The sequence below is a fragment of the Vibrio sp. 1CM8B genome (assembly GCF_023161685.1).
GTDB lineage: Bacteria > Pseudomonadota > Gammaproteobacteria > Enterobacterales > Vibrionaceae > Vibrio > Vibrio coralliirubri.
Map to the genome: position 1 here is coordinate 1 of NZ_JALNTU010000020.1, position 26,164 is coordinate 26,164.

A 26,164-nucleotide genomic window follows, 5' to 3' on the forward strand; every position below is an offset into this window, starting at 1 on the left:
TGAGGTGCATGAAAAAAGCCAACAGCTGACGCTGTTGGCTTAGTAGAAATACTGTCAACGTATTTTAGGACGAGACAATCAAAGCTGGTTAAATCTCTAAGAGATTATTCCCACTCGATAGTTGCTGGTGGCTTACCAGAAATATCGTAGACAACACGTGAAATGCCGTTAACTTCGTTGATAATACGGTTAGAAACCTTACCTAGGAAGTCGTATGGTAGGTGTGCCCAGTGAGCAGTCATGAAGTCGATAGTTTCTACAGCACGTAGAGATACAACCCAATCGTACTTACGGCCATCGCCCATTACGCCAACTGAACGTACTGGTAGGAATACCGTGAATGCTTGAGATACTTTGTGGTAAAGGTCAGCAGCGTGAAGCTCTTCAATGAAGATAGCATCTGCGCGACGCAGTAGATCACAGTACTCTTTCTTCACTTCGCCAAGCACACGAACACCTAGACCTGGACCCGGGAATGGGTGGCGGTAAAGCATGTTGTATGGAAGACCAAGCTCTAGACCGATCTTACGTACTTCATCTTTAAACAGCTCACGTAGAGGCTCAACAAGGCCCATTTCCATATCATCAGGAAGACCACCAACGTTGTGGTGAGATTTGATTACGTGTGCTTTACCTGTCTTAGATGCTGCAGACTCGATTACGTCTGGGTAGATAGTACCCTGAGCAAGCCATTTAGCATTCTTCAGTTTCTTAGACTCTTCATCGAAGATATCTACGAATACGTGACCGATGATCTTACGCTTAGCTTCTGGTTCAGCTTCGCCTTCAAGAGCATCAAGGAAACGTTGCTCAGCATCTACTTTGATGATGTTTAGGCCAAACTTGTTGCCGAACATCTCCATAACCTGCTCACCTTCGTTTAAACGAAGAAGGCCGTTATCTACAAATACACATGTTAGTTTGTCGCCGATAGCGCGGTGAGCAAGCATCGCAACTACAGATGAATCAACACCACCAGAAAGACCAAGGATAACTTCGTCGTCACCTACTTGTTCTTTAATACGTGCAACTGCATCTTCAATGATTGAAGCTGAAGTCCACAGACCTTCACAACCACATGCGTTAAGAACGAAGTTCTCAAGCATTTTTAGGCCGTTCTTGGTGTGTGTTACTTCTGGGTGGAATTGTACGCCGTAGTATTTCTTCTCTTCGTTTGCCATAGCAGCGTATGGGCAAGTGTCTGTTTCAGCGATCTTTGTGAAATCAGCAGGGATCTCAACCACTTTGTCACCGTGGCTCATCCAAACATCTTGAGTAGACTCAAGGTCTGCGAAAAGTGCAGATTCGCCAGTCACTTGTACCGCTGCGTAGCCGAACTCACGCTCAGTAGACGTTGCTACTTTACCGCCAAGTTGCTCAGCCATAGTTTGCATGCCGTAGCAGATACCGAAGACAGGAACACCTGAATCAAATACGTACTGAGGTGCACGTGGAGAGTTCTCCTCCGTTACACTTTCAGGGCCACCAGATAGGATGATGCCGTCTGGATTGAATTCACGAATATCCGCTTCTTCTACGTCCCAGCTCCAAAGTTCACAGTAAACACCGATCTCACGAATACGACGAGCTACTAGCTGTGTGTATTGAGAACCGAAGTCCAGAATTAGAATACGTTGGTCATGAATATTTTTAGTCATTGTAAGCAGTCTTATTGGCTATGTGATAAAACGGAGGCGAGTTTACTCACCTCTGATTAACTCTTCAAGAAATAAAGCAAACGTTTTCGTTAGATATCTTTAACCACGTGTTTTGAGAAAATCGGACTTTTAACAAAACAGGCGGTAGATATAATACCAATCACAGTAAGTAAGTGTTCAGTAGTAGCGCTGGAAAAAAGCTTGAGAACAAGGCTGCTCTATTCAACAAAGAGTTCTGATAAGTAGTTATTCTACAATCAAAAATTCTAACGAAGTTATCGAGGTTTTTAACAAGCTAGGATGACCAGTTATTTACTACGATTGGTATATTAATGTGCCGACTAAATCAGCACATTATTCAAACGTTTGGACGTATTATTAACCTAAACGGTAGTTAGGTGCTTCTTTCGTGATTTGAACATCGTGTACGTGAGATTCTTTCATGCCCGCACCAGAGATACGAACAAACTCAGCTTTAGTACGCATGTCTTCAACAGTTGCAGAACCCGTTAGGCCCATGCTTGAGCGTAGGCCGCCCATCTGTTGGTGAACGATCTCTTTTAGACGACCTTTGTATGCGATACGACCTTCAATACCTTCTGGAACAAGCTTGTCTGCAGCGTTGTCAGATTGGAAGTAACGGTCAGAAGAACCTTGAGACATAGCGCCAAGAGAACCCATACCACGGTAAGACTTGTAAGAACGACCGTTGTAAAGAATAACTTCACCCGGTGCTTCTTCAGTACCCGCGAACATTGAACCAACCATCACACAAGATGCGCCAGCAACGATAGCTTTACAGATATCGCCAGAGAAGCGGATACCGCCATCTGCGATTACTGGAATACCGTATTCGTTAGCTACTTCAGCTGCGTCTGCGATTGCTGTTACTTGAGGAACACCAACACCAGTAACGATACGAGTCGTACAGATTGAACCCGGGCCGATACCTACTTTAACCGCACTAACACCCGCTTCGATAAGAGCACGAGCGCCAGCGCCAGTTGCTACGTTACCACCGATGATTTGTAGATCAGGGTATGCAGCGCGAGTTTCGCGGATACGGTTAAGTACGCCTTCAGAGTGACCGTGTGAAGAGTCGATAAGTAGAACGTCTACGCCAGCTTCAACTAGAGCAGCAACGCGCTCTTCGTTACCAGCACCAGCACCAACAGCTGCACCTACGCGTAGGCTGCCGCGCTCATCTTTACAAGCGTTTGGTTTACGTTCTGCTTTGTGGAAATCTTTTGCAGTGATCATTCCAGTAAGTTGGAAGTCATCATTTACAACAAGAACTTTTTCAACACGCGCTTCGTGCATTTTCTCTTGAACTTCTTCACGAGTTGCACCTTCTTTAACAGAAGCAAGGCGAGCTTTAGGTGTCATTACTACATCAACTTTCTTAGAAAGGTCAGTAACAAAGCGAACGTCACGGCCGGTAATAATACCAACAAGTTCGTTTGTTTCAGTAACAACAGGGAAACCGGCAAAGCCGTGTTTTTGGGTAAGGGCTACAACATCAGCGATTGTCGCGTCAGGACTTACAGTTACTGGGTGAGAAACCACACCAGCTTCGTAAATTTTAACCTGGCGAACCATTTCAGCTTGCTGTTCAATAGACATGTTCTTGTGAATGAAGCCTATTCCGCCTTCTTGTGCCAGTGCAATCGCTAGGCGAGCTTCTGTCACAGTATCCATCGATGCAGATATCATTGGGATGTTTAGGGAAATATTCTTCGTCAGCTGAGTGCGAAGATCAGCTGTATTAGGGAGAACGGTGGAGTGTGCTGGCACTAGCAGTACGTCGTCGAATGTCAGCGCTTCTTTGGCAATTCTTAGCATTTGCAATATCTCACAATAATAGGAGTAAAAAGAAACAATCCAATCTCATCGTTTCGCCTAATGAGGGCAGCCAATTAAGGAAAATCAAACTGCATTTGGATTAGATATTGCGGACGGATTATACGGCCAACGAAATCGCTTGGCTACACATTTTTGTATTTTTAATTTGCATTTACCCCCTTGCTATGTATTATATTGCCGCTATCTTCCATACTCACGTCCTGTGAGATTCCAAGAAAGACCTTCCTTCAAGGAAAGATAGTGCTTCTATGACTAATCCAAACATCTTTACTGTTTCTCGCCTCAACTCAGAGGTTCGTCTCCTATTAGAAAACGAAATGGGAATAGTCTGGCTCGTTGGTGAAATCTCAAACTTCTCTGCACCTGTATCTGGTCACTGGTACCTCACGCTTAAAGACTCTCGCGCTCAAGTTAAGTGTGCCATGTTTCGTGGCAATAACCGCCGTGTCACTTTTAAGCCCCAAAATGGTAATCAAGTTCTAGTCAAAGCTCGCCTGTCTCTTTATGAGCCACGCGGTGACTATCAACTGATCATCGAAAGCATGCAGCCAGAAGGTGACGGTAAGCTTCAGCAAGAGTTTGAAAAGCTGAAGATGAACCTTGCCGCAGAAGGCCTGTTTGCTCAATCGAGTAAGCAACCACTTCCTGAACACCCAAAGCGCGTTGGCGTTATCACCTCGAAAACCGGCGCGGCGCTGTTTGATATTCTTGATGTACTGAAAAGACGCGATCCTTCATTGCCTGTTGTGGTTTACCCGACCATGGTTCAAGGCGAAGAGGCGGCAATTCAGATTGCTCAAGCGATTGGACGAGCTAACGAACGCAATGAGTGTGATGTGTTGATCGTAGGTCGTGGCGGCGGTTCATTAGAAGACTTATGGTGCTTCAATAACGAGATCGTTGCTCGCACAATTGCAGCAAGCCAGATCCCGATAATCAGTGCAGTTGGCCACGAAGTTGACGTCACTATCGCTGATTTCGTCGCAGATATGCGTGCTCCAACGCCGTCAGCGGCCGCTGAATTGGTTAGCCGTGACAACAGTCATAAAGAGCAAGCTTATGCCTCTAAACGTGCTCGCTTAATCAGTGCGATCCGTCATGTGTTAATCAAACAAGCACAATCCACTCAAACGCTGAAATACCGCTTAGAGAAGCAACACCCGAGCTACCAACTTCAAAAGCAGAGTCAGCAACTTGATGACCTAGACATGCGTTTGCGTCGTGGTATGACTCAATACCTAAAGCAGCATGCACAGCGTGTTGAGCGCAAACAGCACCAGCTTCAGCTGAACTCGCCAGTGAAACGCCTTGGTGAACAGAAACTGCATTTACAACGCTCTGAGCAGAAGCTATTAGATGCGATGGATAAAACACTGCTAACCACTCGCCATCAGCTAGCCATGGCTGCTGAGAAGTTAGAAACCGTTAGTCCACTGGCAACCCTAAAGCGTGGCTACAGCATTACCCATTCCGCATCGAGCAAGACGGTGTCATCGATTAACGATGTTGAGGTGGGCGAAGTGATTACCACTCAAGTAGAAGATGGTGTGATTGAATCGCAAGTGACAACAAGAGTCGCGAAGAGCGAGCTTTAGGTTCGACTAGAACGTTAAAAATCCTTTAAACCCAAAAGCCCTATCGATAATAGAAAGGGCTTTTTTGTATCTATTGGCTTCAAAAGAAAGCGAACGTATTCAAACTCTACTCAATCGTAGAAGGCTCCTTCATGGTCAGCATCCCTTCGGTCACAATAAAGTTGATAATGAAATCTAAACCTTGGCTCTCTTTTAGGTTGGTGAACACGTATGGCTTAGTTGGTCGCATGCGTTGTGTATCTTGCTCCATCACTTCAAGTGACGCACCCACATATGGTGCTAAATCGATCTTGTTGATGACTAGCAGATCAGAACGCGTAATACCCGGCCCGCCTTTACGTGGGATCTTCTCCCCCTCCGCTACATCAATCACGTAGATGGTAAGGTCGGCTAACTCAGGGCTGAACGTGGCACTGAGGTTGTCGCCACCGCTTTCGACGAATACCACATCGAGGTTTTTGTGCAGCTTAGCGAGCTCTTCTACCGCAGCTAAGTTCATCGATGCATCTTCACGGATCGCCGTGTGCGGACAGCCACCCGTTTCAACACCAATGATACGATCCGGTTCTAGCGCTTCTGCTCGCGTGAGTATCTTTGCATCTTCTTGCGTGTAGATGTCGTTGGTTACCACGGCAATGTTGAGCTTGTCGCGAATCGCCTTACATAGCACCTCTAACAACGCTGTTTTACCAGACCCTACCGGGCCGCCAATACCAATTCGAAGTGGTTGCTTATAACTTTCCATTGTCTACTTCCTTATATTCTTTTTACTACACCGTTCGAGCTGACCGCTACGAACGAAATAGTCTCGTGTATTGTGTTTCGTGCAGTGAACTTGCTAATGCCATTGATGGCGAAAAGCTGCCTACCATCCAATCTTCTATCGCGTGGGCCTTTTCGATCACCTCAGGAAAGGTGTTGGTGATATTAATCAATGCCAACTGCCCGTCGGTTTGACCTAAAGGCACCAGTTTCACGCCTGCAGTAACGATATTTTCAAGCCAACTCCATAAGTAACCCTGCTTAAGGCTTTCTAAATCAATGCCCCAATGCTGCGCTGCCATACACATACCCAACAATTGGTTTGGGTGACTATCAACAGAGTCCACCAGTGAAATATCGATATCTAAGCGCTTCAACAAAGTATTCAATGCATGCCCACGTTGCTTCTCTTCCGCCCGCAATTCACTGGTTTCACGGCTTGAGTACAGGTAGTTACACCAGTGCTCAATCTCATCGAGTTCACCCTTTTCTAGAGCGTGGTAAAGACGCTCTAAGATGGGCAATTCCAAAGTCGCGACACTGGAACTAACGATGGTATTGAGCCACTGTTCCATACTGTTGCGATCGGTCACCCAACCCGCTTCAACCGCTAACTCTAGGCCTTGCGAGTATGTAAACCCACCAATTGGCAATGACGGACTGATCAATTGAAACAGACGATAGATGGCGACATTTTCTGTTGTGGTCATAACCGTGCCCTCAGTCTTCTAGAATCAAATAAGTTCGAGAGCTTACGCGCCTAACAGTAATAGTAGGCTTGCTGAAGCCACACCAACCGACATCCATTTTGAGTAAACCGCGCGGCCAACCAATGTACCGATAACCATCAGAGCCAAAGCTGTGATGCTCATACCCGCTGCAAACTGAGTTAGGTTACTTGCCGCTTCAACGCCATGCGCATAACCATGGAAAAACAACATGCCAATCGAAGCTGCTAATACACTGTTCACACGCTTAGTTGATGGTGAAAACACGTGCCATAAGCATAAGCTGACAACGAATAGAGAAGCGATGATTGCAGGTTCAACAATCACAGAGAAACCTAAGGCTTGGCCTGCGATGAGTCCGACCACCAAAGACGCCAACCCGCCGCCAATCAGAGCGGCTTTTGTCTTGCTGGAAAATGAAAGTGCGCCAATTAGCAGACCAAAAGCGATCAACATGATCAGGTGATCCATACCTGTCACAGGGTGAGTTAAGCCAGACATAAATGAGTGAGACTCATGAACCGAATGCGAACCGTGCCCCGGGTGAGCGAAAGCCAATGTTGATGTTGTTAGAGAAGCTATTGTGAAAGTGCATAAGCCTGCTGCTGTTTTAAAGTTCATCGCGAGTTCCTTGCGTTTATCGTTATTAATATTTTGTTGTTATATAAATCGTTTAGTGAGTCATTAATGATGGTGATGATGTCCACCTGAGCGACCGCCATAAGCGCCGCCTTCTGGCTCAAACGGTTGTTTCTCGGTAGTCACCTTCGCGCCTAAACCTTCAACCATTTCATCCAAAACATGGTCGTGTTGGTAACGAACCCAGCCCGCTTCCACTTGTAGCGGAACATGACGGTTACCAAGGTGATACGCCACTCGCGTTAGCAAGTGTGGGTCTTCACAATAAACGGTTGAAACGGTTTCTGGTGCCGCTTTCACTTCTACGACTAAACCACATTCACTTGAGAGTTGTTCGCCACCACGCAAGATATGACCTCGTGGTAGAAACAGTCCGGCATTGCGCCCGTCATCTAGCATCACCTTAAGGCGGCTTTTGATGCGGCTATCGATCGGCAGGCTCAAATAGCCGTCCGGTGCATTTTGTATTTGAGTATTCAGTTGAGTCAGTTCAATCATGCTATTACCTCAATCTCCTTGTGAGATTTATAACGTTCAAAATAAGAGCCCTCAGCTCGCAGCTAAAACAAAAAGTATCTCTGAGCCATTGGCAGCTCTTCAGCAGGTTCACACGTCAGCAATTCACCATCGGCGCGTACTTGGTAAGTCTGAGAGTCGACTTCAATCTTCGGCATCCAATCATTAAGCTTCATGTCGGCTTTGCTGATGTTTCGGCAGTTACTCACAACACCAATCAAGCTCTGCAGACCCAACTGTTTGTCGATGTTCTGCGCCTTGGCTTCTTTAGAGACAAACAGCATTGATGTGTTCTGACACGCCTTGCCGTAGCTACCAAACATAGAGCGGTAATGGACTGGCTGAGGTGTTGGGATTGAAGCATTTGGGTCACCCATCGGCGCCATGGCGATCATGCCGCCTTTCAAAATCACGCTGGGCTTCACACCAAAAAAAGCGGGCTTCCACAACACGAGATCAGCTAACTTCCCTGCTTCAATAGAACCGATTTCATGAGACATACCATGAGTGATCGCTGGGTTGATGGTGTACTTAGCGACATAACGTCTTAAACGGAAGTTATCGCTGTAGTCTGAATCTTCTTTTAGGCTGCCACGCTGCACTTTCATCTTGTGTGCGGTTTGCCAAGTTCGAGTGATCACCTCGCCTACACGTCCCATTGCTTGTGAGTCCGAAGCGATCATCGAAAAGGCACCTAAGTCATGAAGAATATCTTCTGCGGCAATGGTTTCACGGCGGATACGCGATTCAGCAAACGCGACATCTTCAGCAATCGATGGTGAAAGGTGATGACACACCATCAACATGTCTAAGTGCTCATCGACCGTATTAACCGTGTAAGGTCGTGTTGGGTTAGTTGATGAAGGCAGAACGTTGGGTTCACCTGCCGCACGGATAATATCGGGAGCATGACCACCGCCCGCACCTTCAGTGTGATAGGTATGAATCACGCGGTCGCCAATTGCGCCAAGTGTTGATTCAACAAAACCAGACTCATTCAAGGTATCGGTATGAATCGCAACTTGTATGTCCATCTCATCAGCAACGCTTAAACAAGTATCGATTGAAGCAGGTGTGGTTCCCCAATCTTCGTGCAACTTCAAACCCACAGCACCTGCCGCTACTTGCTCACGTAGTGCTTCTGGCTGACTTGCATTGCCTTTGCCTAACAAACCAAAGTTCATCGGGAATTGATCGAGTGACTCTAGCATGCGGTGCATGTTCCAAGGCCCCGGCGTACATGTGGTCGCGTTAGTACCTGTGTTTGGTCCAGTGCCACCGCCGATCATGGTTGTCACACCGGATGCCAATGCTTCTTCAATCTGTTGTGGGCAGATAAAGTGAATGTGTGAATCAATGCCACCAGCAGTCAGAATTGAACCTTCGCCCGCTAAAATCTCCGTGCCCGGGCCAATCACAATATCAACGCCCGGCTGAACGTCTGGGTTACCTGCTTTGCCTAAAGCTTGAACTCGGCCGTCTTTAATTGCGACATCGGCTTTTACGATGCCCCAGTAATCCAACACAATCGCGTTGGTGATCACCAAACCTGGAGTTTCGGCACTTGGACGTTGGCTTTGCCCTTGTCCATCACGAATCACTTTACCGCCGCCGAATTTCACTTCGTCACCGTATACGGTGTAATCCTTTTCAACTTCTAGCCATAAATCAGTGTCAGCAAGACGCACTCGGTCACCGACTGTTGGCCCAAACATTTCGGCATAAGCCTGTCTGGATATCGTCGCCATGTTCAATCCTTTGTTATTTTCATTATTCCGTGGGAGCGCTTAGAGCTTGCCCATCACCTTTCCTTGGAAGCCATAGATCTCTAACTTACCGGCGTAACGCACTAACTCGACGCTGCGCGACTGACCCGGTTCAAAGCGGGTTGCAGTACCAGCAGGAATATTGAGTCGAAAACCTTTAGTGGCTTCTCGGTCAAAGATCAGTGATGGGTTTGCTTCATAGAAGTGGTAATGAGAGCCAATTTGAACAGGACGATCGCCAATGTTTTGTACCTTAACGGACGTTGTGTCGCGGCCTTCATTGAGAGTGATGTCACCGGGTGCGGTTTCTACTTTTCCGGGAACGAATCCTGAGTATTGTTTTGTGGAACCAGCCATATTACTTCTCCCTACACGATAGGTTCATGAACGGTCACCAGCTTGGTGCCATCAGGAAAAGTGGCTTCGACTTGTACATCAGGGATCATGGAAGGGATCCCCTCCATAACGTCATCGACAGTAAGAAGTGTGCGTCCAAAATCCATTAATTCTGAAACGGTTCTACCCTCACGGGCACCTTCAAGAATGGCACTGCTGATCAGTGCAATAGATTCTGGGTAGTTGAGTTTTAAGCCTTTTTGTTTGCGCTGCTGTGCCAGCATTCCTGCGCAGAAGATAAGTAGCTTATCTTTTTCTCTTGGTGTTAATTCCATTTAGCCGCCCGCTGTTAGTGTTGTTTTCTTATTGCTCAAAACGCATGAGCAGTAAGTGGGATTCAATCACAGCAAGCTTGAAAAAATGTACCGAGGGCCGGAAGGCGCCCCCGGTACAAATAGGGCTAATCGCTAAGTCGCCCAAATCCTTGGTAAATCAGGAGTCGTACCACATAAATGAGAGCGAGTTGCTTGCCATATCTGACCAAAGGCCTGGAGGATGTCTTCACTCCAATTACCCAAGGCTCGCACCACAATCAATCCTTCTATCTGAGTCGCACCCAATATTAATGTGGGTTCACTCGACGTTTTTGATGTAACTGATTGCTGTGAAGCTTGCTGTGTAATAGATAAGAGCAAGCTCTGTACCAACTCTAAATCTTGCTTCTCATTTGAAGTAATATAAAAGGTTCCCATCATTGAATAATCAAGTAACCCCATATTTATCATTAACTTATCGCCACCGTGAAAATTAAAACCTTCAGTCAGAAGCCTTTGATTATCAAGATAGATTTCTGTTTTCCCAACGAGGTGACCATGCTCGAATCCCTCATTCTGTGCAGGGCGTCCAAAACAGTGCATCTCCCAACCCCAAAACTGTGCACCCTTTTCTAGGCGAATTTCAGTGTCTAAACGAACGTGTGCGTTCGGGAAAAAGATGTTCTCTTGCGGCATCCATTCCAAGCGAGCATCTTTCTTCACTCGTAGGGTCTGCTTCTGCTTGGCGTACTTGTTGTTTGAGCGGTAAAACTTGGTCGCACCGGGTGTGGTGATCAACGCATGCGCACCGCTTTCGATGGTCGCTTCAATATTGAGAGTGTCACCACCTACCACTCCGCCGGGGGGATGAAGTAAGTAGGTGTGACACGTTTCCCCATCAGGATACAAGGGACGCTGCACCGCAAGCGGACCAGACTGCTGACGATTCTTTAATACGGTTTTATCACCGCGGTCGACAAAAGTGAGGTTTAAGCTCGCTTGCCAACCGTCTCGAATATCTTGTTCGATGGTCTCATTCAGAGACAACACTCCCGCTAAAGAAGTGTTTATTGCTTCACTCGAAGAATATAGAGAGCTCATACGGTTAGGTACTCCTTAATCAAAGACTCATTGAGCCCTTTCATTTCACCTTCTGCTACCTGACGACCACGGTCGAGAATGCAAAATCGGTCACCGACCTTTCTCGCAAATGGCAGCTTCTGTTCAACAAGCAGGACTGTGAGTCCCATCTTCTCGTTGAGCATACGAATGATGTCACCAATCTCTTGCACGATATTGGGCTGAATACCTTCTGTCGGTTCATCCAAGATCAACAGTTTTGGATTAACCACCAACGCACGCCCAATCGCGAGTTGCTGCTGTTGACCTCCAGATAAGTCACCACCGCGACGATGCAGCATCTCTTTTAACACTGGGAATATATCGAAGATGAACTCTGGGATCTTACGGTCGCCCTTTTCTCGAATCGGCAAGCCTACTTCTAGGTTTTCTTGAACCGTGAGCATCGGAAAGATCTGACGACCTTGCGGCACATAACCGATGCCTTGGCGAGCACGATCTTCAGCATCGGTTTTCAAAAGCGACTCGCCCGACAATGAGATGTCACCGCTTTCGACCTTAACCAACCCCATGATGCATTGCAGCAACGTGGTTTTACCGACGCCATTTCGCCCCATTAGCACTGTGCATTTTCCTTCTGGGATCTGCATATCCAAATCCCACAGCGTATGGCTCTCACCGTAATATTGATTAACTGATTTAACCTCTAGCATCCTATTCTCCGAGATAAACTTGTTTAACTTCAGGGTGAGCCTGCACTTGATCCATCGTGCCTTCAGCCAACACATGACCTTGATGAAGCACGGTGACATGGCTGGCAATTGAACGAACGAAATCCATATCGTGTTCAACCACTACCACTGAGTGCTTGCCTGCCAGTGAGTTAAGTAACTCAGAAGTACGGTCCATCTCTTGGTGAGTCATCCCTGCAACGGGTTCATCCACCAGCAATAGCCTAGGGTTTTGCATCAATAACATGCCTATCTCTAACCACTGCTTTTGTCCGTGAGACAGGTTACCTGCCAAATTCGCCGCTTCGTCTTTTAAATGAATCAACTCAAGCACAGAGGTCAGTTTGTCTTTCTGTTCACCAGACATCACAGCAGTGAAAGTTGCCCACACTGAACGGTCACCGGCCATGGCTAATTCAAGGTTCTGCCACACAGTTAAACACTCAATCACGGTCGGTTTTTGGAATTTACGCCCAACGCCTGCATTGGCAATTTCAGCCTCATTCTTCTTCAATAAGTTGATGTTCGAACCCAACCACACCTCGCCAGTGTCCGGCTTAGTTTTACCTGTGATGATGTCCATCATGGTGGTTTTACCTGCGCCATTAGGACCGATAATGCAGCGTAGCTCTCCCTCTTTGATGTAGAGGTTGAGGTCGTTTATCGCTTGGAAACCATCAAAGCTTTTGTTGACGCCTTCGACATACAACAGCACGTTATGTCGAGTATCGATGGCAGGATGAATATCGGGTTTGAGGTAATCAAAGACTTCGTCTCGACGAGTGAACGCCTGAACCGATTCCTTTACGCTATTAAATGTGGTCATGCGATCACCTCCTTGGCCTTATGCTGATCATCCTTATCTTTATCTTGGTTTTTCCCATTTGATGCCTTGCGCAGCTGCTGCCACCTTTCACTAACAAAGCCAATCACACCTTGTGGGAAGTACATGGTTGAGAGTACGAATAGTCCACCCAGAGCAAATAACCATACCTCTGGGAACTCAACCGTAAACCAGCTCTTGGCGTAGTTGATGATCAATGCACCGACAATGGCACCAAACAGAGTGGCACGACCGCCTAAGGCTACCCAAACCACAATCTCAATCGAGTTAAGAGGAGCAAATTCTCCCGGATTAATGATGCCAACTTGAGGGACATATAAAGCCCCGGCAATACCGGCGATAACCGCAGAAAGAACGAAGACCCACAGCTTGATGCCATCGACGTCATAGCCCATAAAGCGAGTGCGTGATTCCGTATCACGAATCGCTAATGCCACACGACCTAATCGACTGGTCACCACCATGCGACAAGCTATGTAGCTGAGAATAAGCGCAATACCAGTCGCGACAAACAGACCTATCTTGACCGTATCACTCTGCAAACTCAGACCGATGATGTCTTTGAAATCCGTCAGTCCGTTGTTGCCACCAAAGCCCATTTCGTTGCGGAAAAATGCCAGCATCAATGCGTAAGTTAACGCCTGAGTCATGATAGAGAGATACACACCGGACACACGAGAGCGGAAAGCTAAATAACCAAACAAGTAAGCCAATGCGCCCGGCACTAGCACCACCATCAAACAGGCGAACCAGAACTGATCAAAGCCTTGCCAGAACCACGGCAACGCAGACCAATCAAGGAACACCATAAAGTCAGGTAGGATTGGATCACCATAAACCCCACGGTCACCAATCTGGCGCATCAAATACATGCCCATCGCATAACCACCAAGCGCAAAGAAAGCACCGTGGCCAAGGCTCAAGATTCCGAGATAGCCCCACACCAGATCGAGCGCCAACGCCAACATTGCGTAGCTCAGATACTTGCCCATTAATGAGATCGTGAAAGTCTCTACATGGAGCGGATGCCCACTTGGCAACATGGTGTTAGCCAGTGGGATAAGAATAACGGCCGCTAGAATGGCAAGGATGGTCAGTTGGCCACCTTTGTCACCACGCATCGCCGAAAGTACAAATGATTTTGACTGCATGATGTTGTCCTTAACCTTCAGCCGCACGACCACGTTGCGGGAAGAGTCCGCGTGGGCGTTTTTGAATAAATAGAATGATGAAAACCAGTACCAGAATCTTGGCAAGAACCGCACCTGCCCATGGTTCTAAAATCTTATTGAACAGACCAAGGCTTAAGCCTGCGACTAGCGTGCCCCATAGGTTGCCAACACCGCCGAACACCACCACCATGAACGAATCAATGATGTACGCCTGTCCCATATTAGGGCCAACGTTGGTCAGTTGAGAAAGTGCCACTCCTGCAACACCCGCAACGCCAGAGCCTAAACCGAAGGTCATCGCATCAACTCGCTCAGAACGAATACCCATCGCACGAGCCATGCCACGGTTTTGAGAAACCGCACGAACCTGCAAGCCTAGTGGTGTCTTTTTCAGAACCATCAATAAGCCCATAAACACCAAACCACAGAACAAGATGATATAAAGTCGGTTGTAAGTCAGAGACAACATTGGGTTCAATTGAAGTGCGCCAGACATCCATTCAGGCGTGCTCACTGAGCGGTTCAAAGGAGAGAAAATAGAACGAACAGCTTGCTGCAAGATCAAGCTAATACCAAAAGTCGCGAGTAAGGTTTCCAATGGGCGACCATAAAGATGACGAATCACACTTCGCTCAATCGCAATGCCCACTAAGCCAGACACAATGAATGCCGCTGGGATGGAAAGTATCAGCGCTAGGCCAATATGATTCGGCATCAACAGCTGCAATACGTAGGTGGTGTAAGCACCAATCATGATCAGCTCACCATGAGCCATGTTGATAACGCCCATCACACCAAAGGTAATCGCCAAGCCAATGCCCGCCAGCACCAATACCGAACCTAAGCTCAAACCGAAGAATACCGTTTCTACACCCGAATAGAGTGCTTGGCTTTGTTGATAGCTATCCATCGCACGTTCTGCTGCAGCGGTAATGCTTGGATCTTGCTCACTGTTTAACAGTTGATTCAGTGTTTGCAGAACGACTGAGTGTTTGAAGTCACCGACTCGCTCAATCGACGTTACTCGATCTTCAATGGTTGCGCTTTTATCAAGGGAGCTATAAATAGCCAATGAGAGGTCCATCAGCTCTGCCACTTTGCCCTCTGATTCGTTGGTTCTGAGTTCAGCTATGCGCTCAATGATGTCAGCGTCTTTAGTCCCTAACAGATCCAAAACAGCTTTATAACGCACATCAGGATTACTGCTGTTCAGTCCAATAGAAGCAATTTCGCCGCGCAAGATCCCGCGAAGTTTGTTATTCACGCGAACCTTTTTAAACTGTCTCGCATTCTCGATATTCAGCGTTGAATCATCCCATACAGACTGAGCTGACGTCGCTGTTTTGATGCTTTGAATGAGGTAGAGCTGTTTGTACTGCTCGCTCTGTTTATCACCAAAATAGTAAAGGTTTCCGTTTAACCAACCATCCAGAATAGGCTTCAACACATCTTCCGTTTGCGTCTCAATCACCCAATCAATAGCTAATTCTTTATCCGATGTTTTCTTACCAACTAGCGCCTTGGTAAAGCTAGCTTCATCCGTTATTCCCGCAAAAGCCAACTGAGCACTGACTGCCATAAGCAACAGCGCCTTAAATACGTTTAATGCGTTTTTCATCCCTGCTTCCTTAGTCCATCGAGCTAGATATTGTTATTTTTGCTTGATGGATACGTGGATAATTATTATTACCTGAGAAGTAGTGAGCCTTACCTTAGCTAGGTTTACTAAAGACAAGGCTCATACTCATGACTCTAGTTACCGCCAGAACACTTCTTCGTTTCGACGTTAAACGCACCACATGAGAATGGCTTCGACCAGCTAGAGAACAGTTTTGCCGATTCAGGTAAGTAGCTCGACCAAGCATCACCCGCAACGAGACCTGTGGTTTCCCAAACGATATCGAATTGACCATCGTCTTGGATTTCACCGATCAGGACTGGTTTAGTAATGTGGTGGTTTGGCAGCATGGTTGAGTAGCCACCAGAAAGGTTAGGAACAGACACACCAATCAAGGCATCTTGAACAGATTCAGGATCGGTTGTGCCTGCATTAGTGACCGCTTGAGCCCACATGTTGAAGCCAACATAGTGCGCTTCCATTGGGTCGTTGGTGACACGCTTTTCACTCTTGATGAACGACTGCCACGTTTCAACGAACTCTTCATTGGCTTCGGTATCAACACTCATGAAGTAGTTCCATGCCGCTAGATGGCCTACCAGTGGTTCTGTGTCCATACCTGACAGTTCTTCTTCACCAACAGAGAAGGCAATAACTGGGATGTCTTCAGATGAAATGCCTTGAGCGCCAAGTTCTTTATAGAAAGGTACGTTCGCATCGCCGTTCACAGTAGAAACCACAGCGGTTTTCTTACCGGCTTCGCCGAACTTTTTGATGTCTGAAACGATAGATTGCCAATCAGAGTGACCAAATGGCGTGTAGTTGATCATGATGTCTTCTTCTGCGACACCTTTATCTTTTAAGTAGGCTTCTAAGATCTTATTGGTAGTACGTGGGTAAACGTAATCGGTACCAGCAAGTACCCAGCGCTCGACTTCAAGCTCTTCCATCAAGTAATCCACTGCAGGGATCGCTTGTTGGTTTGGCGCGGCACCGGTGTAGAAAACGTTTTTAGAAGACTCTTCACCTTCATACTGTACTGGGTAGAAAAGGATGCTGTTGAGTTCTTCAAAGACAGGCAGCATCGATTTACGTGATACCGATGTCCAACCACCGAACACCACATCCACTTTCTCTTTTTCGATAAGCTCACGCGCTTTCTCAGCAAATAGCGGCCAGTTTGACGCAGGGTCAACCACAACAGGCTCTAGCTTCTTACCAAGCAAACCGCCCTTTTTGTTCTGCTCTTCGATGAGCATTAGCACGGTATCTTTTAGCGTGGTCTCACTGATCGCCATAGTGCCAGAGAGTGAGTGTAGAACACCGACCTTGATGGTCTCATCAGCAGCAAACACTGTTGCAGAAGAAAATGAAAGTGTTGTACACAGTGCAGCTAGCGATAAATTGAACACCTTGTTCATGATATTACTCCATAATTGTATTTTTGTTATTCAATTACAGAGTTACAAGAAGAGTGCCAAACTTATGAACCAACGAAATTATTTATAAGTAATTGTATTAATAGAATTTAAAAGAAATTCACACCAATAGAGTGCATAGCAATCATGTAACTATGTTTCATACTGGTGCAGTGACAGTGGGAATGAACCAAGATGACACATTCCTGTTCTTCAGATATAAAAAAGACACAACACTTTAGGGCATGTTGATCTTTCGAGCTGATTTTTGCAGCGAGTTGCTGGGTATTTATACAAGGCAGAGGCTTTGATGTGTAGCTAGCCTACATGAGAAGCCGATAACGTAGTAGAAATGACCAGCAAACGCTGCCCGAAGGGTTCGGCTAAAAGCGTTTTACTCTTTGTTGAGGGAGATTTGCTTAGAATGACTAGGCTACTTCTCCCTCGCCGCGATTAAAACGCTTTTATCTCGAACAAAATTTAACCGCGAAAGGTCAACACGCCCTAGTATTGAGTCTCTGGTATAACATCACCGATGGTCGTTCAAACCATGCAGTTTAAGGCTATTCCGCTGGTTGAAATTCGAATTTTACTCTCGACTTTGATTTCAATTCGTTGCAATCGCCATTACAAAAGTAGCTCGCCGCACCACAGGCTTGAAGCTTCTCAAGTTGGCTGCTGCACTCTGGGCAAAACCCAACTTTAGTAAAGTGAGCCTGACAACTTTCACAGTGATACTTGCCATCCCAAGCTAGCTCAGACTGGCACTTAGGGCAGATATTTTCACTCATTAGCACTTCCTAATTTACGACTATTTTTACAATCTACTACTGCTGAGACTTGGCTTGCTTGATTTGATACATGTTCTTATCAGCTTGTGCGATCAACTGGTCTAATCCTTGAGGATCTTTGTCACAAGACAGCCCGACACTTACTGAAAACTGCACATCATTGATATAAAGCGCTTGTTGCAGTGCTTTCTCTAAGCTGTGGTAGAAGCTAACAACGCTTTCTTGATCATCAAAACATGAGAACACCACAAACTCATCGCCACCATAACGCCCTATCTTGGCACATGCTGTGGTTGCCTCATCAAGAACTTCGGCAACCGCCAACAACACATCGTCACCAAAACTGTGGCCATAGGTATCATTTATCGATTTGAACTTATCGACATCAACAAACAGACACGCCATCACCTTTTCTGAAAAACATCGCTTAGCCAACACTTTTTCAGCTTCATTGAACAGTGCACGACGATTCAAGCAATGGGTTAGAGAATCTCGATTGGCGAAAAAGTTAAGCTGATTCTCCAGCTCAAACTTCTCTAGTGCCACCGAATACAGGGAAGCCAGTAGTTCTAAGATCTCGAGCTCAAATTCATGCGGTTCAGAGATGTACTGACTATAAATAGCGAAGGTACCCAACACATTACCGCGCGACGAGATAATGGGTACCGACCAACAGGCATGCAGATTCGCTTGATTGGTGAGGGCTAAAAAAGGTGCCCAGTTTGGGTGTGCATTTATGTTAGAGACCATCACTGCTTTCTTAAGCGCAGCTGCCTCGCCACAAGAACCTATCCCCGCACCAATTTCTACCCCTTCAATCTGTTGATTGTAAAAATCAGGCAGGTTTGGGGCATATTCAAGGTGTAACGTTTTAGACTCTGGTTTGAGCAGTAGAATTGAAGCCATGCGCTGCCCAAAAAGCTGCTCGGTAAGCTGAATAATCTTGTGATTTAAATCTTTGCGATCCATCCCAAGCGCAAGCTTCCGCAGCAAACTATTGACGGCTCGATGGCCTTCTAATAAAAATTGTTGTTCCATTCACTAAGGCTTTCAATTGTGTAATCGGGTACAGCTTGTTCTTATGCAAGCTTGTTATTGGTTAATAATAACACACTAAATTAGTACGACACACAATCGAAGATCATAGGTTGATCTTTCGCTTTATCTATTTTGATCAGCGATCTACCCCAAAAAGAATATTTATATCACCACTCACCGAAAGCATAAGTTACATGTGCTGCATTTCAATTTTAAATAGTCATTTATATTAAAAGTGACATGTAAAAACAAAATAAACAGCACAAGTTATTTCGATCTGTAGTCTAAATCATCGAATTACATGCGTCAGCATTTCAATATGCTGGTCATCTAACTGGGTTAACTTAACGGACAATGCCTTAAGCTCTGAGGTGTTTTCAATGTGAGTACCACCACACGGAATAGACACTAAAGTGTCGGCATCCAACTGCCATTCCCAATAACGAGAGTCTGTTAATGCTTCGCCTTCCAGTCTCATTGCGACTGGCGTCGGCTCTGCAAGCCAGCCCGCAATCATCTGGTTGATATCAGATTCAATGCCATCAAGGTTTGCTAGCATGTCTGCAACGTTCAAACCGCGCTTCTTGAGGGTTTTGCCTAAACGATACTTATCGGTGCACAGCTCTGGAGTCACAAAGCTGGTCACTTGTGCGTAGCTATTGAAGTCGTAACTGCCAAGCGGATCTTTTCTATCCGCATCTTTACGCCAGTAGCTTTCAGCCAATACTTTATTCAAGGCTAGGAAAGCGATGTGACCAGCACTGTGACCACGGCTCAAACTGGCTTGGTACTCTTTATCAACCGACAACACGACTTCGTCGCTAACCTTAATCATAGAAGCAGATGCGGGTAGCTGGTGGACAACCACAAACGCCCACCCTTCTGTATCACGCTTAACAGGGATATCTGCTGCGATATGAAGCTTGCCAGTAGATTGTTCTATTGCACCAACAAGACAGTCTTCAACGGGATATTGCACGTCACCAACATTCACAAAGCCTTGGTCTGCAGGGTGATCTGGCCAAATATGACTCACTGGGTGGAAAGGTGTTACGTCGGTAATCAGGTAAGTTTTGCTGTCGTCGCTCTCAACGTACAGCGCTTTAGCATTGAGCTGCCAAGCCTGATGACAAAATTGAGTAATGGTTGGTGTGATTGCTGACGCAGATGTAATCAAATCGCTAGTAGTCATATCGTTCTTCTTTTGGAATCTAGTCTGATTCGTTAAGCCATGATGATAAAAACGTATTGTTATGGCTTAACGTGAATTTTGCTTAAAAAAATACCCGAGACAGGCTCGGGTATCAAATCTATTGGAAAGGTTTACTTACGACCTTTAACCATGCTCATCATACGCTTACGTTTACGTTCTTGAGAAATTGTCAGCTTGTTTGTCTTAGCTTCAAATGGGTTCTCGCTGTTCTGGAATTGAATGCGAATAGGTGTACCCATAATCTCTAGTGAACGACGGTAGTAGTTCATCAAGAATCGTTTGTATGAATCTGGCAAGTTACGAACTTGGTTACCGTGGATAACGATAATCGGTGGGTTGTAGCCACCAGCGTGCGCGTATTTCAGTTTCACACGACGGCCACGAACCATAGGCGGTTGGTGATCATCAGTCGCCATCTTCATGATACGAGTTAGAACAGAAGTACCAACACGAGTCGTCGCTGACTTGTAAGCTTCTTGTACAGACTCAAACAAGTGACCAACACCTGTACCGTGAAGTGCAGAGATAAAGTGAATACGTGCGAAATCAACGAAGCCTAAGCGACGGTCTAGCTCTTTCTTAACGCGTTCTTTAACGTCGTTATCTAGGCCATCCCACTTGTTTACGGCAATCACAATTGAACGACCAGCGTTCAACGCAAAGCCTAGCAAGCTTAGATCTTGATCAGAGATGTTTTCGCGAGCATCGATAAGCAGCAATACAACGTTAGCATCTTCAATCGCTTTCAGTGTTTTAACCACTGAGAACTTCTCTACCGTTTCGTTGATGTTTTTACGACGACGAACACCCGCAGTATCGATTAGAACGTATTCACGCTCGTCACGCTGCATTGGGATGTAGATAGAGTCACGAGTCGTACCAGGCATATCGTAAACAACCACACGCTCTTCACCAAGAATACGGTTCGTTAGCGTTGATTTACCTACGTTAGGACGGCCAATGATCGCTAGTTTGATCGGTTGATCTTGAAGACGCTTAAATTCTGCTTCAGCTTCTTCTTCTGTAAATTCAACCTGCTCTTCTTCTTCGTCTTCAAACTCAGTCAAGTCGCTTACTTCGCCATTCTCAGCTTTTAGCGCTTCTGCGAATGGGTTAAGAGCAAGGTCAATAAGTGCAGTAACACCACGACCATGCGCCGCAGCGATTTGGTACATGTCTTCTACACCTAGTTGCCAGAAGTCAGCACTTGCAGCATCAGGGTCGATACCATCAACCTTGTTTACTACTAGCATTGAAGGCTTTTCTAGTTGACGTAGGTGCTTAGCAATCGCCACGTCTGAAGGTGTTAGACCCGCACGGCCATCTACCATAAATAGAACGACATCAGCTTCATCAATCGCCGCTAGCGACTGCTCAGCCATTTTAGTTTCAACACCTTCTTCAGTACCGTCGATACCGCCAGTGTCAATAACAATAAAGTCATGCTCGCTAAAATGAGCATGACCGTATTTACGGTCACGCGTTAAGCCAGGGAAATCCGCAACCAATGCATCACGAGTTCGAGTCAATCGGTTAAATAACGTAGATTTACCTACGTTCGGACGCCCTACTAGAGCAACAACAGGTACCATAACAACCTCTACAATTTCTTCTCTAAATGTAGTTATAGGTAAGCACTTGTTCGCAAGTTTAAACTCTTACCTATAACCACACGGTTTATTAATTTTTAACAACAAAACGGCTCCTGGCTGTTACCAACCAGGAGCCGACTGTGAATTATATCACGCTTTTATTGGCTAATCGTTAGTTTCTTTACATCGCCATTGCGAGTCGTCACTAAGTAGCCTTCAGGCAGTTCAATTGGTGCAACCGCAAAGCCGCTATCATCGACAAGCTGTTGTGCAACAAACTCACCCGATGAACGATCTAACCAGTGCAGATAACCTTCTGTATCACCCACGACTACATAACCATTAATAATAGCAGGTGCTGTCAGTAAGCGGTTTTCTAACAATGGAGTGCTCCACAGTTCAGTACCACTACGCGCATCAACCGCAACCACATGGTCTTTGTCGGTAACAACGAACAAACGGCTGCCATCACTTGCTAAATCAATCGCTGACGAATAGTTACGTTTCCAAATTGGCTTACCAGAACGAAGATCGATTGCAATCAGCTGACCGTTGATACCTACAGTATACAGGGTTCCACCAAGAACAATTGGAGATGCATCAACATCAACCAAACGATCGATTTCCGTTGCACCTTTTGGCGTACCTACTGGCTGTTGCCAAATAAGCTGACCACGGTCAACGATAGCCGCAGCTAGACGACCATTTGCGGTACCCCAGAATACACCACCAGAAACCGCAACAGGCGAGCTATCGCCACGAAGTGTTAGGCTTGGTACTTCAGTACTGATGGTCCATTTTTGTTCGCCGCTTACTTGATCTAACGCGATCAACATACCGCGACTAGTATGAACAATAACCATGTTGCTATCAGTTGCGGGGGATGCAAGCACCTCGCCATTCACTGATACACGCCACAGCTCTTCACCTGTTGATTCATCCATCGCGATCACTTCGCCATTTTCAGAACCAACAAATACTTTGCCGTAAGCCGCCGTTAAACCACCCGATAAACGAGCCAGTACGTCTTTCTCAAGATCGACTTTCCACAGCTCTTTACCTGTTTCAGGGTCAAGCGCTTTAACCATACCTTCACGGCTCGCAACAAACACTTTGTCGTAAGCCAGTTCTGGCGATAGTTTTGAAAAGTAGTGACCAACACCATCACCAACCGACGTAGACCATTCCTGACTAGGAGTGAACTCGCTGTTTACCGTTGGTACTGGAGCCATGATTACGGTGTCTTCTTCACCCGCACAGCCAGCTAGTAGGCCAAGAGCAATCGCACACAACGCCGCTTTTGGAAACATCTTCTTCATTCAAAGCGCCTTATTTAGCTAGGTCGTCAAGTTTGATTTGAAGCGTTTGGCTAGCGTCAACAGCTTGCTGTGCTTCTGTGTAAGCACTGTATGCTGCGTCAGTGTCGCCTTTACGAAGTGAGATATCACCACGCAGTTCAGCAACACGGCCTTTCCAAGATTCGTCTGCCATAGCAGCAAGATCAGCCAGCGCTGCGTCAAATTCACCTTGCTCAGCTTTAATACGTGCAACACGGTAAGTAAGTAGTGGCGCAAGTGCCGCGTCCTTAGTTGCCGATTTTGCCCACTCTAGCTGTTCAAGTGCTGCTGCTAGCTCACCCGCTTGTACTTGTACTTTTGCTAATTGCATAGCAGCAAGTACTGAGTACTCAGCATCTTTGTTTGCGTCGATGAAAGCTTGAATATCAGATTGAGCATCAACACCCTTAGCATCAAGAGCTGAAATTACAGAGGTGTAGCTTTCTGAAGCAGCTTCACGCGCTTCAACGACTGAATCTTGGTAATAGCGCCAGCCAAATAGACCACCTAAACCAATAACCGCACCAAAGATTACGGCTTTACCGTTCTCTTTCCACCAATCTTTAATGGCTTCAACTTGTTGCTCTTCGCTATCGTAAAGTTCCACTTCCTGTCCTCTTTAATTCTTTAAACGCCAGCATAGTGCTGACGTTAGTATTCATTATGAGCGTTTGCTCAATGGCTAATTAGATTAGCGCAGCAACTTTCTCTGCAACTTCCGTTTGAGACACGGTTTCTTGCTCGCCGCCAACCAGATCTTTTAGCACAACTGTATTGTCAGCAACTTCGTTCTCACCAAGTACCAGCGCCACAACAGCACCTACTTTGTCAGCACGTTTGAATTGCTTCTTGAAGTTACCACCACCGAAGTGGTTCATTACACGTACGCCTTCAACAGTGTCGCGTAATTGATTCGCTAACTGCATACCCGCGATCATAGTACCTTCGCCAGCAGCAACTACGTATACATCAACACTACGGCGAACTTCTGTTAGCTCTAGCGTTTCCATCATCAGAACCAGACGCTCTAGACCCATTGCGAAGCCAACTGCATTGGTTGCTTTGCCGCCTAGTTGCTCAACAAGACCATCGTAACGGCCGCCGCCACATACTGTACCTTGAGCACCAAGACTATCAGTGATCCACTCAAATACGGTGCGGTTGTAGTAATCTAGGCCACGAACTAGACGCTCATTAACTTGGTATTCGATACCAACAGCGTCAAGAAGTTCACATAAACCAGCAAAATGTTGCTTCGATTCTTCACCTAGATATTCAGATAGTCGAGGTGCGTCACCTAAGATAGCTTGAACATCAGGGTTCTTAGTATCAAGTACACGTAGAGGATTAGTGTGCATGCGACGTTTACAGTCTTCATCTAGCACATCAATGTGTTGCTCTAGGAAAGCCACTAACGCAGTGCGGTAGCTTACGCGATCTTCTTGAGAACCGATTGAGTTTAGCTCTAGGCGAACGTGCTTATCGATACCTAGCTCACGCCATAGACGTGCTGTCATCATGATAAGTTCTGCGTCAACGTCTGGACCGTCTAGGCCAAACACCTCAACACCACATTGGTGGAATTGACGGTAACGACCTTTTTGAGGACGCTCGTGACGGAACATCGGGCCCATGTACCATAGGCGCTGTTCATCACGGTTGATAAGGCTGTTTTGAATACATGAACGAACACAACCTGCTGTGCCTTCTGGACGCAGCGTTAGGCTATCGCCATTGCGGTCATCAAAGGTGTACATCTCTTTAGAAACAACATCTGTCTCTTCACCAACTGCACGGCTAAATAGGTTTGTTTCTTCAACGATAGGCATACGTACTTCGTTGTAACCGTATGCACTCACCACGTTTTTAACTGCGCTTTCTACTTTCTGCCACAGTGGTGATTGAGTTGGAAGGCAGTCGTTCATGCCTCGAATTGCTTGGATATTTTTAGCCACAGTATTTATTCCGTAATTTCTCACGACCAGGTGTTAGTGCGAATAGACAATCACACCCCATCGCGTTGTATTAATCTTCTAAGTTTTCTACATCAATGCGATTTGCTTGATCAAGCACTGACGCTTTTGCACGAATTTTAGCTTCAAGTTTGTCGACAAGATCATCGTTGTCGAAGCGCTCTTTCTGACGCTTACCGTCTTCGTAGAAGGCGCTCTTACGTGCACTACCGGCTAAACCTAAGTGAGACACTTCAGCTTCACCAGGGCCGTTAACCACACAACCGATGATTGACACATCCATTGGAGTGATCACGTCTTCTAAGCGCTCTTCAAGGGCATTAACAGTGTTAATAACATCGAACTCTTGACGAGAACAGCTCGGACACGCAATGAAGTTGATGCCACGCGAACGAATGCGCAAAGATTTAAGAATATCAAAGCCAACTTTGATCTCTTCAACAGGATCAGCCGCTAGCGAGATACGCAGCGTATCGCCGATACCTTCAGAAAGAAGCATACCTAAACCTACCGCTGACTTCACAGAGCCAGCACGCGCACCACCCGCTTCGGTAATGCCAAGGTGAAGAGGTTGATCAATCTGCTGAGCCAGCAAACGGTAAGAACCGACTGCTAGGAATACATCAGACGCCTTAACGCTGACTTTGAATTGTTCAAAGTTGAGACGGTCTAGGATATCTACATGACGCATTGCTGATTCAACAAGCGCTTCAGCTGTAGGTTCTGTGTATTTCTCTTGGATCTCTTTCTCAAGAGAACCGCCGTTAACACCAATACGAATCGGAATATTCATATCACGTGCACAATCAACAACTGAGCGGATACGGCTTTCGTTACCGATGTTACCTGGGTTGATACGCAGACAGTCAACGCCGTATTCCGCCACTTTAAGTGCGATACGGTAGTCGAAGTGAATATCAGCAACCAAAGGAACAGAGACCTGCTGCTTGATTAGCTTAAAGGCTTCAGCGGCATCCATAGTCGGTACAGATACGCGAACGATATCAGCGCCAACTTTTTCCAGAGCTCTAATTTGAGCAACGGTCGCGGCTACATCTGTTGTTCTTGTGTTGGTCATGGATTGCACAGCAATTGGTGCACCATCACCGATCGGCACATCACCCACATAAATACGGGTTGATTTGCGACGAATAATAGGAGATTCGTGTTGCATATTAAC

General features: G+C 46.3%; 24 protein-coding genes. 1 reads left to right on the plus strand and 23 read right to left on the minus strand.

Annotated elements, in window-relative coordinates; all coding sequences use genetic code 11:
- Positions 1-104 precede the first annotated feature (104 nt).
- Both guaA and guaB read right to left on the minus strand, forming a co-directional pair.
- Positions 105-1,658, minus strand: coding sequence for a glutamine-hydrolyzing GMP synthase (guaA, locus tag MSG36_RS22565; RefSeq protein WP_048608103.1), 1,554 nt, complete (start codon positions 1,656-1,658; stop codon positions 105-107).
- Between the two features lie 378 nt (positions 1,659-2,036).
- The gene (guaB, locus tag MSG36_RS22570) at positions 2,037-3,500 is read right to left on the minus strand and encodes an IMP dehydrogenase (RefSeq protein ID WP_017062496.1); all 1,464 of its coding nucleotides are present in this window, start codon (positions 3,498-3,500) and stop codon (positions 2,037-2,039) included.
- Between the two features lie 269 nt (positions 3,501-3,769).
- On the opposite strand from guaB, the gene xseA reads away from it, so the two are divergent.
- Positions 3,770-5,116 carry an exodeoxyribonuclease VII large subunit gene (xseA, locus tag MSG36_RS22575; protein ID WP_050052929.1) on the plus strand — a complete coding sequence of 449 codons (1,347 nt, stop codon included), beginning with the start codon at positions 3,770-3,772 and terminating at the stop codon, positions 5,114-5,116.
- Positions 5,117-5,222: 106 nt separating this feature from the next.
- Here xseA and ureG read toward each other — a convergent pair whose 3' ends face one another.
- The 21 genes from ureG to ispG all read right to left on the minus strand — a co-directional run bounded on the left by ureG (position 5,223) and on the right by ispG (position 26,158).
- The gene (gene ureG / locus MSG36_RS22580) at positions 5,223-5,861 is read right to left on the minus strand and encodes an urease accessory protein UreG (protein WP_248369777.1); all 639 of its coding nucleotides are present in this window, start codon (positions 5,859-5,861) and stop codon (positions 5,223-5,225) included.
- A gap of 46 nt (positions 5,862-5,907) precedes the next feature.
- On the minus strand, positions 5,908-6,588 hold the full coding sequence (locus tag MSG36_RS22585; RefSeq protein ID WP_086970934.1) for an urease accessory UreF family protein: 681 nt from the start codon (positions 6,586-6,588) through the stop codon (positions 5,908-5,910).
- 42 nt (positions 6,589-6,630) lie between these two features.
- On the minus strand, positions 6,631-7,227 hold the full coding sequence (locus tag MSG36_RS22590) for a HupE/UreJ family protein (protein ID WP_248369779.1): 597 nt from the start codon (positions 7,225-7,227) through the stop codon (positions 6,631-6,633).
- A gap of 63 nt (positions 7,228-7,290) precedes the next feature.
- Positions 7,291-7,743 carry an urease accessory protein UreE gene (ureE, locus tag MSG36_RS22595; RefSeq protein WP_048614367.1) on the minus strand — a complete coding sequence of 151 codons (453 nt, stop codon included), beginning with the start codon at positions 7,741-7,743 and terminating at the stop codon, positions 7,291-7,293.
- Positions 7,744-7,805: 62 nt separating this feature from the next.
- Positions 7,806-9,509 (minus strand): urease subunit alpha, encoded by a 1,704-nt coding sequence (gene ureC, locus MSG36_RS22600; protein WP_248369780.1) that lies wholly within the window; start codon positions 9,507-9,509, stop codon positions 7,806-7,808.
- Positions 9,510-9,548: 39 nt separating this feature from the next.
- The gene (locus tag MSG36_RS22605; RefSeq protein WP_004735120.1) at positions 9,549-9,884 is read right to left on the minus strand and encodes an urease subunit beta; all 336 of its coding nucleotides are present in this window, start codon (positions 9,882-9,884) and stop codon (positions 9,549-9,551) included.
- A gap of 11 nt (positions 9,885-9,895) precedes the next feature.
- Positions 9,896-10,198 (minus strand): urease subunit gamma, encoded by a 303-nt coding sequence (gene ureA / locus MSG36_RS22610; RefSeq protein WP_017092435.1) that lies wholly within the window; start codon positions 10,196-10,198, stop codon positions 9,896-9,898.
- 132 nt (positions 10,199-10,330) lie between these two features.
- Entirely contained in the window at positions 10,331-11,278 is a 948-nt protein-coding gene (locus MSG36_RS22615; RefSeq protein WP_050619867.1) for an urease accessory protein UreD, read from the minus strand.
- On the minus strand, positions 11,275-11,970 hold the full coding sequence (gene urtE / locus MSG36_RS22620; protein WP_017090946.1) for an urea ABC transporter ATP-binding subunit UrtE: 696 nt from the start codon (positions 11,968-11,970) through the stop codon (positions 11,275-11,277). The genes MSG36_RS22615 and urtE overlap by 4 nt, the downstream gene beginning before the upstream one ends.
- A gap of 1 nt (position 11,971) precedes the next feature.
- Positions 11,972-12,814, minus strand: a complete 843-nt coding sequence (gene urtD / locus MSG36_RS22625) for an urea ABC transporter ATP-binding protein UrtD (protein ID WP_052879463.1) — start codon at positions 12,812-12,814, stop codon at positions 11,972-11,974.
- Positions 12,811-13,983 carry an urea ABC transporter permease subunit UrtC gene (urtC, locus tag MSG36_RS22630; protein ID WP_248369782.1) on the minus strand — a complete coding sequence of 391 codons (1,173 nt, stop codon included), beginning with the start codon at positions 13,981-13,983 and terminating at the stop codon, positions 12,811-12,813. The genes urtD and urtC overlap by 4 nt, the downstream gene beginning before the upstream one ends.
- A 10-nt stretch (positions 13,984-13,993) precedes the next feature.
- Positions 13,994-15,622, minus strand: coding sequence for an urea ABC transporter permease subunit UrtB (gene urtB / locus MSG36_RS22635; RefSeq protein WP_248369784.1), 1,629 nt, complete (start codon positions 15,620-15,622; stop codon positions 13,994-13,996).
- 134 nt (positions 15,623-15,756) lie between these two features.
- A complete protein-coding gene (gene urtA / locus MSG36_RS22640; RefSeq protein WP_004735113.1) occupies positions 15,757-17,043 on the minus strand; it encodes an urea ABC transporter substrate-binding protein in 1,287 nt (428 codons plus the stop codon).
- A gap of 560 nt (positions 17,044-17,603) precedes the next feature.
- On the minus strand, positions 17,604-17,831 hold the full coding sequence (locus MSG36_RS22645; protein WP_017056199.1) for a zinc ribbon domain-containing protein: 228 nt from the start codon (positions 17,829-17,831) through the stop codon (positions 17,604-17,606).
- Between the two features lie 36 nt (positions 17,832-17,867).
- A complete protein-coding gene (locus MSG36_RS22650) occupies positions 17,868-18,869 on the minus strand; it encodes a sensor domain-containing diguanylate cyclase (RefSeq protein WP_248369786.1) in 1,002 nt (333 codons plus the stop codon).
- Between the two features lie 289 nt (positions 18,870-19,158).
- Entirely contained in the window at positions 19,159-20,061 is a 903-nt protein-coding gene (locus MSG36_RS22655; protein ID WP_248369788.1) for an alanyl-tRNA editing protein, read from the minus strand.
- A 131-nt stretch (positions 20,062-20,192) separates the two neighbouring features.
- Positions 20,193-21,674, minus strand: a complete 1,482-nt coding sequence (gene der, locus MSG36_RS22660) for a ribosome biogenesis GTPase Der (protein ID WP_017062511.1) — start codon at positions 21,672-21,674, stop codon at positions 20,193-20,195.
- Positions 21,675-21,832: 158 nt separating this feature from the next.
- On the minus strand, positions 21,833-22,993 hold the full coding sequence (gene bamB, locus MSG36_RS22665) for an outer membrane protein assembly factor BamB (protein WP_060983301.1): 1,161 nt from the start codon (positions 22,991-22,993) through the stop codon (positions 21,833-21,835).
- A 10-nt stretch (positions 22,994-23,003) separates the two neighbouring features.
- Positions 23,004-23,618 carry a YfgM family protein gene (locus tag MSG36_RS22670; protein WP_248369790.1) on the minus strand — a complete coding sequence of 205 codons (615 nt, stop codon included), beginning with the start codon at positions 23,616-23,618 and terminating at the stop codon, positions 23,004-23,006.
- 79 nt (positions 23,619-23,697) lie between these two features.
- The gene (gene hisS / locus MSG36_RS22675) at positions 23,698-24,966 is read right to left on the minus strand and encodes a histidine--tRNA ligase (RefSeq protein ID WP_017062514.1); all 1,269 of its coding nucleotides are present in this window, start codon (positions 24,964-24,966) and stop codon (positions 23,698-23,700) included.
- A 70-nt stretch (positions 24,967-25,036) separates the two neighbouring features.
- Positions 25,037-26,158 carry a flavodoxin-dependent (E)-4-hydroxy-3-methylbut-2-enyl-diphosphate synthase gene (gene ispG, locus MSG36_RS22680; protein ID WP_248369792.1) on the minus strand — a complete coding sequence of 374 codons (1,122 nt, stop codon included), beginning with the start codon at positions 26,156-26,158 and terminating at the stop codon, positions 25,037-25,039.
- Positions 26,159-26,164 lie beyond the last annotated feature (6 nt).

What these genes read in the sequence shown, in the direction of transcription:
- xseA (WP_050052929.1), top strand. Translation starts at nt 3,770, where the DNA reads ATGACTAATCCAAACATCTTTACTGTTTCTCGCCTCAACTCAGAGGTT.
- MSG36_RS22585 (WP_086970934.1), bottom strand. Translation starts at nt 6,588, where the DNA reads ATGACCACAACAGAAAATGTCGCCATCTATCGTCTGTTTCAATTGATC.
- ispG (WP_248369792.1), bottom strand. Translation starts at nt 26,158, where the DNA reads ATGCAACACGAATCTCCTATTATTCGTCGCAAATCAACCCGTATTTAT.
- MSG36_RS22645 (WP_017056199.1), bottom strand. Translation starts at nt 17,831, where the DNA reads ATGAGTGAAAATATCTGCCCTAAGTGCCAGTCTGAGCTAGCTTGGGAT.
- urtE (WP_017090946.1), bottom strand. Translation starts at nt 11,970, where the DNA reads ATGCTAGAGGTTAAATCAGTTAATCAATATTACGGTGAGAGCCATACG.
- MSG36_RS22615 (WP_050619867.1), bottom strand. Translation starts at nt 11,278, where the DNA reads ATGAGCTCTCTATATTCTTCGAGTGAAGCAATAAACACTTCTTTAGCG.
- ureC (WP_248369780.1), bottom strand. Translation starts at nt 9,509, where the DNA reads ATGGCGACGATATCCAGACAGGCTTATGCCGAAATGTTTGGGCCAACA.
- MSG36_RS22655 (WP_248369788.1), bottom strand. Translation starts at nt 20,061, where the DNA reads ATGACTACTAGCGATTTGATTACATCTGCGTCAGCAATCACACCAACC.
- bamB (WP_060983301.1), bottom strand. Translation starts at nt 22,993, where the DNA reads ATGAAGAAGATGTTTCCAAAAGCGGCGTTGTGTGCGATTGCTCTTGGC.
- MSG36_RS22590 (WP_248369779.1), bottom strand. Translation starts at nt 7,227, where the DNA reads ATGAACTTTAAAACAGCAGCAGGCTTATGCACTTTCACAATAGCTTCT.
- der (WP_017062511.1), bottom strand. Translation starts at nt 21,674, where the DNA reads ATGGTACCTGTTGTTGCTCTAGTAGGGCGTCCGAACGTAGGTAAATCT.
- guaA (WP_048608103.1), bottom strand. Translation starts at nt 1,658, where the DNA reads ATGACTAAAAATATTCATGACCAACGTATTCTAATTCTGGACTTCGGT.
- ureG (WP_248369777.1), bottom strand. Translation starts at nt 5,861, where the DNA reads ATGGAAAGTTATAAGCAACCACTTCGAATTGGTATTGGCGGCCCGGTA.
- ureA (WP_017092435.1), bottom strand. Translation starts at nt 10,198, where the DNA reads ATGGAATTAACACCAAGAGAAAAAGATAAGCTACTTATCTTCTGCGCA.
- MSG36_RS22650 (WP_248369786.1), bottom strand. Translation starts at nt 18,869, where the DNA reads ATGGAACAACAATTTTTATTAGAAGGCCATCGAGCCGTCAATAGTTTG.
- urtC (WP_248369782.1), bottom strand. Translation starts at nt 13,983, where the DNA reads ATGCAGTCAAAATCATTTGTACTTTCGGCGATGCGTGGTGACAAAGGT.
- ureE (WP_048614367.1), bottom strand. Translation starts at nt 7,743, where the DNA reads ATGATTGAACTGACTCAACTGAATACTCAAATACAAAATGCACCGGAC.
- urtA (WP_004735113.1), bottom strand. Translation starts at nt 17,043, where the DNA reads ATGAACAAGGTGTTCAATTTATCGCTAGCTGCACTGTGTACAACACTT.
- MSG36_RS22605 (WP_004735120.1), bottom strand. Translation starts at nt 9,884, where the DNA reads ATGGCTGGTTCCACAAAACAATACTCAGGATTCGTTCCCGGAAAAGTA.
- urtD (WP_052879463.1), bottom strand. Translation starts at nt 12,814, where the DNA reads ATGACCACATTTAATAGCGTAAAGGAATCGGTTCAGGCGTTCACTCGT.
- guaB (WP_017062496.1), bottom strand. Translation starts at nt 3,500, where the DNA reads ATGCTAAGAATTGCCAAAGAAGCGCTGACATTCGACGACGTACTGCTA.
- urtB (WP_248369784.1), bottom strand. Translation starts at nt 15,622, where the DNA reads ATGAAAAACGCATTAAACGTATTTAAGGCGCTGTTGCTTATGGCAGTC.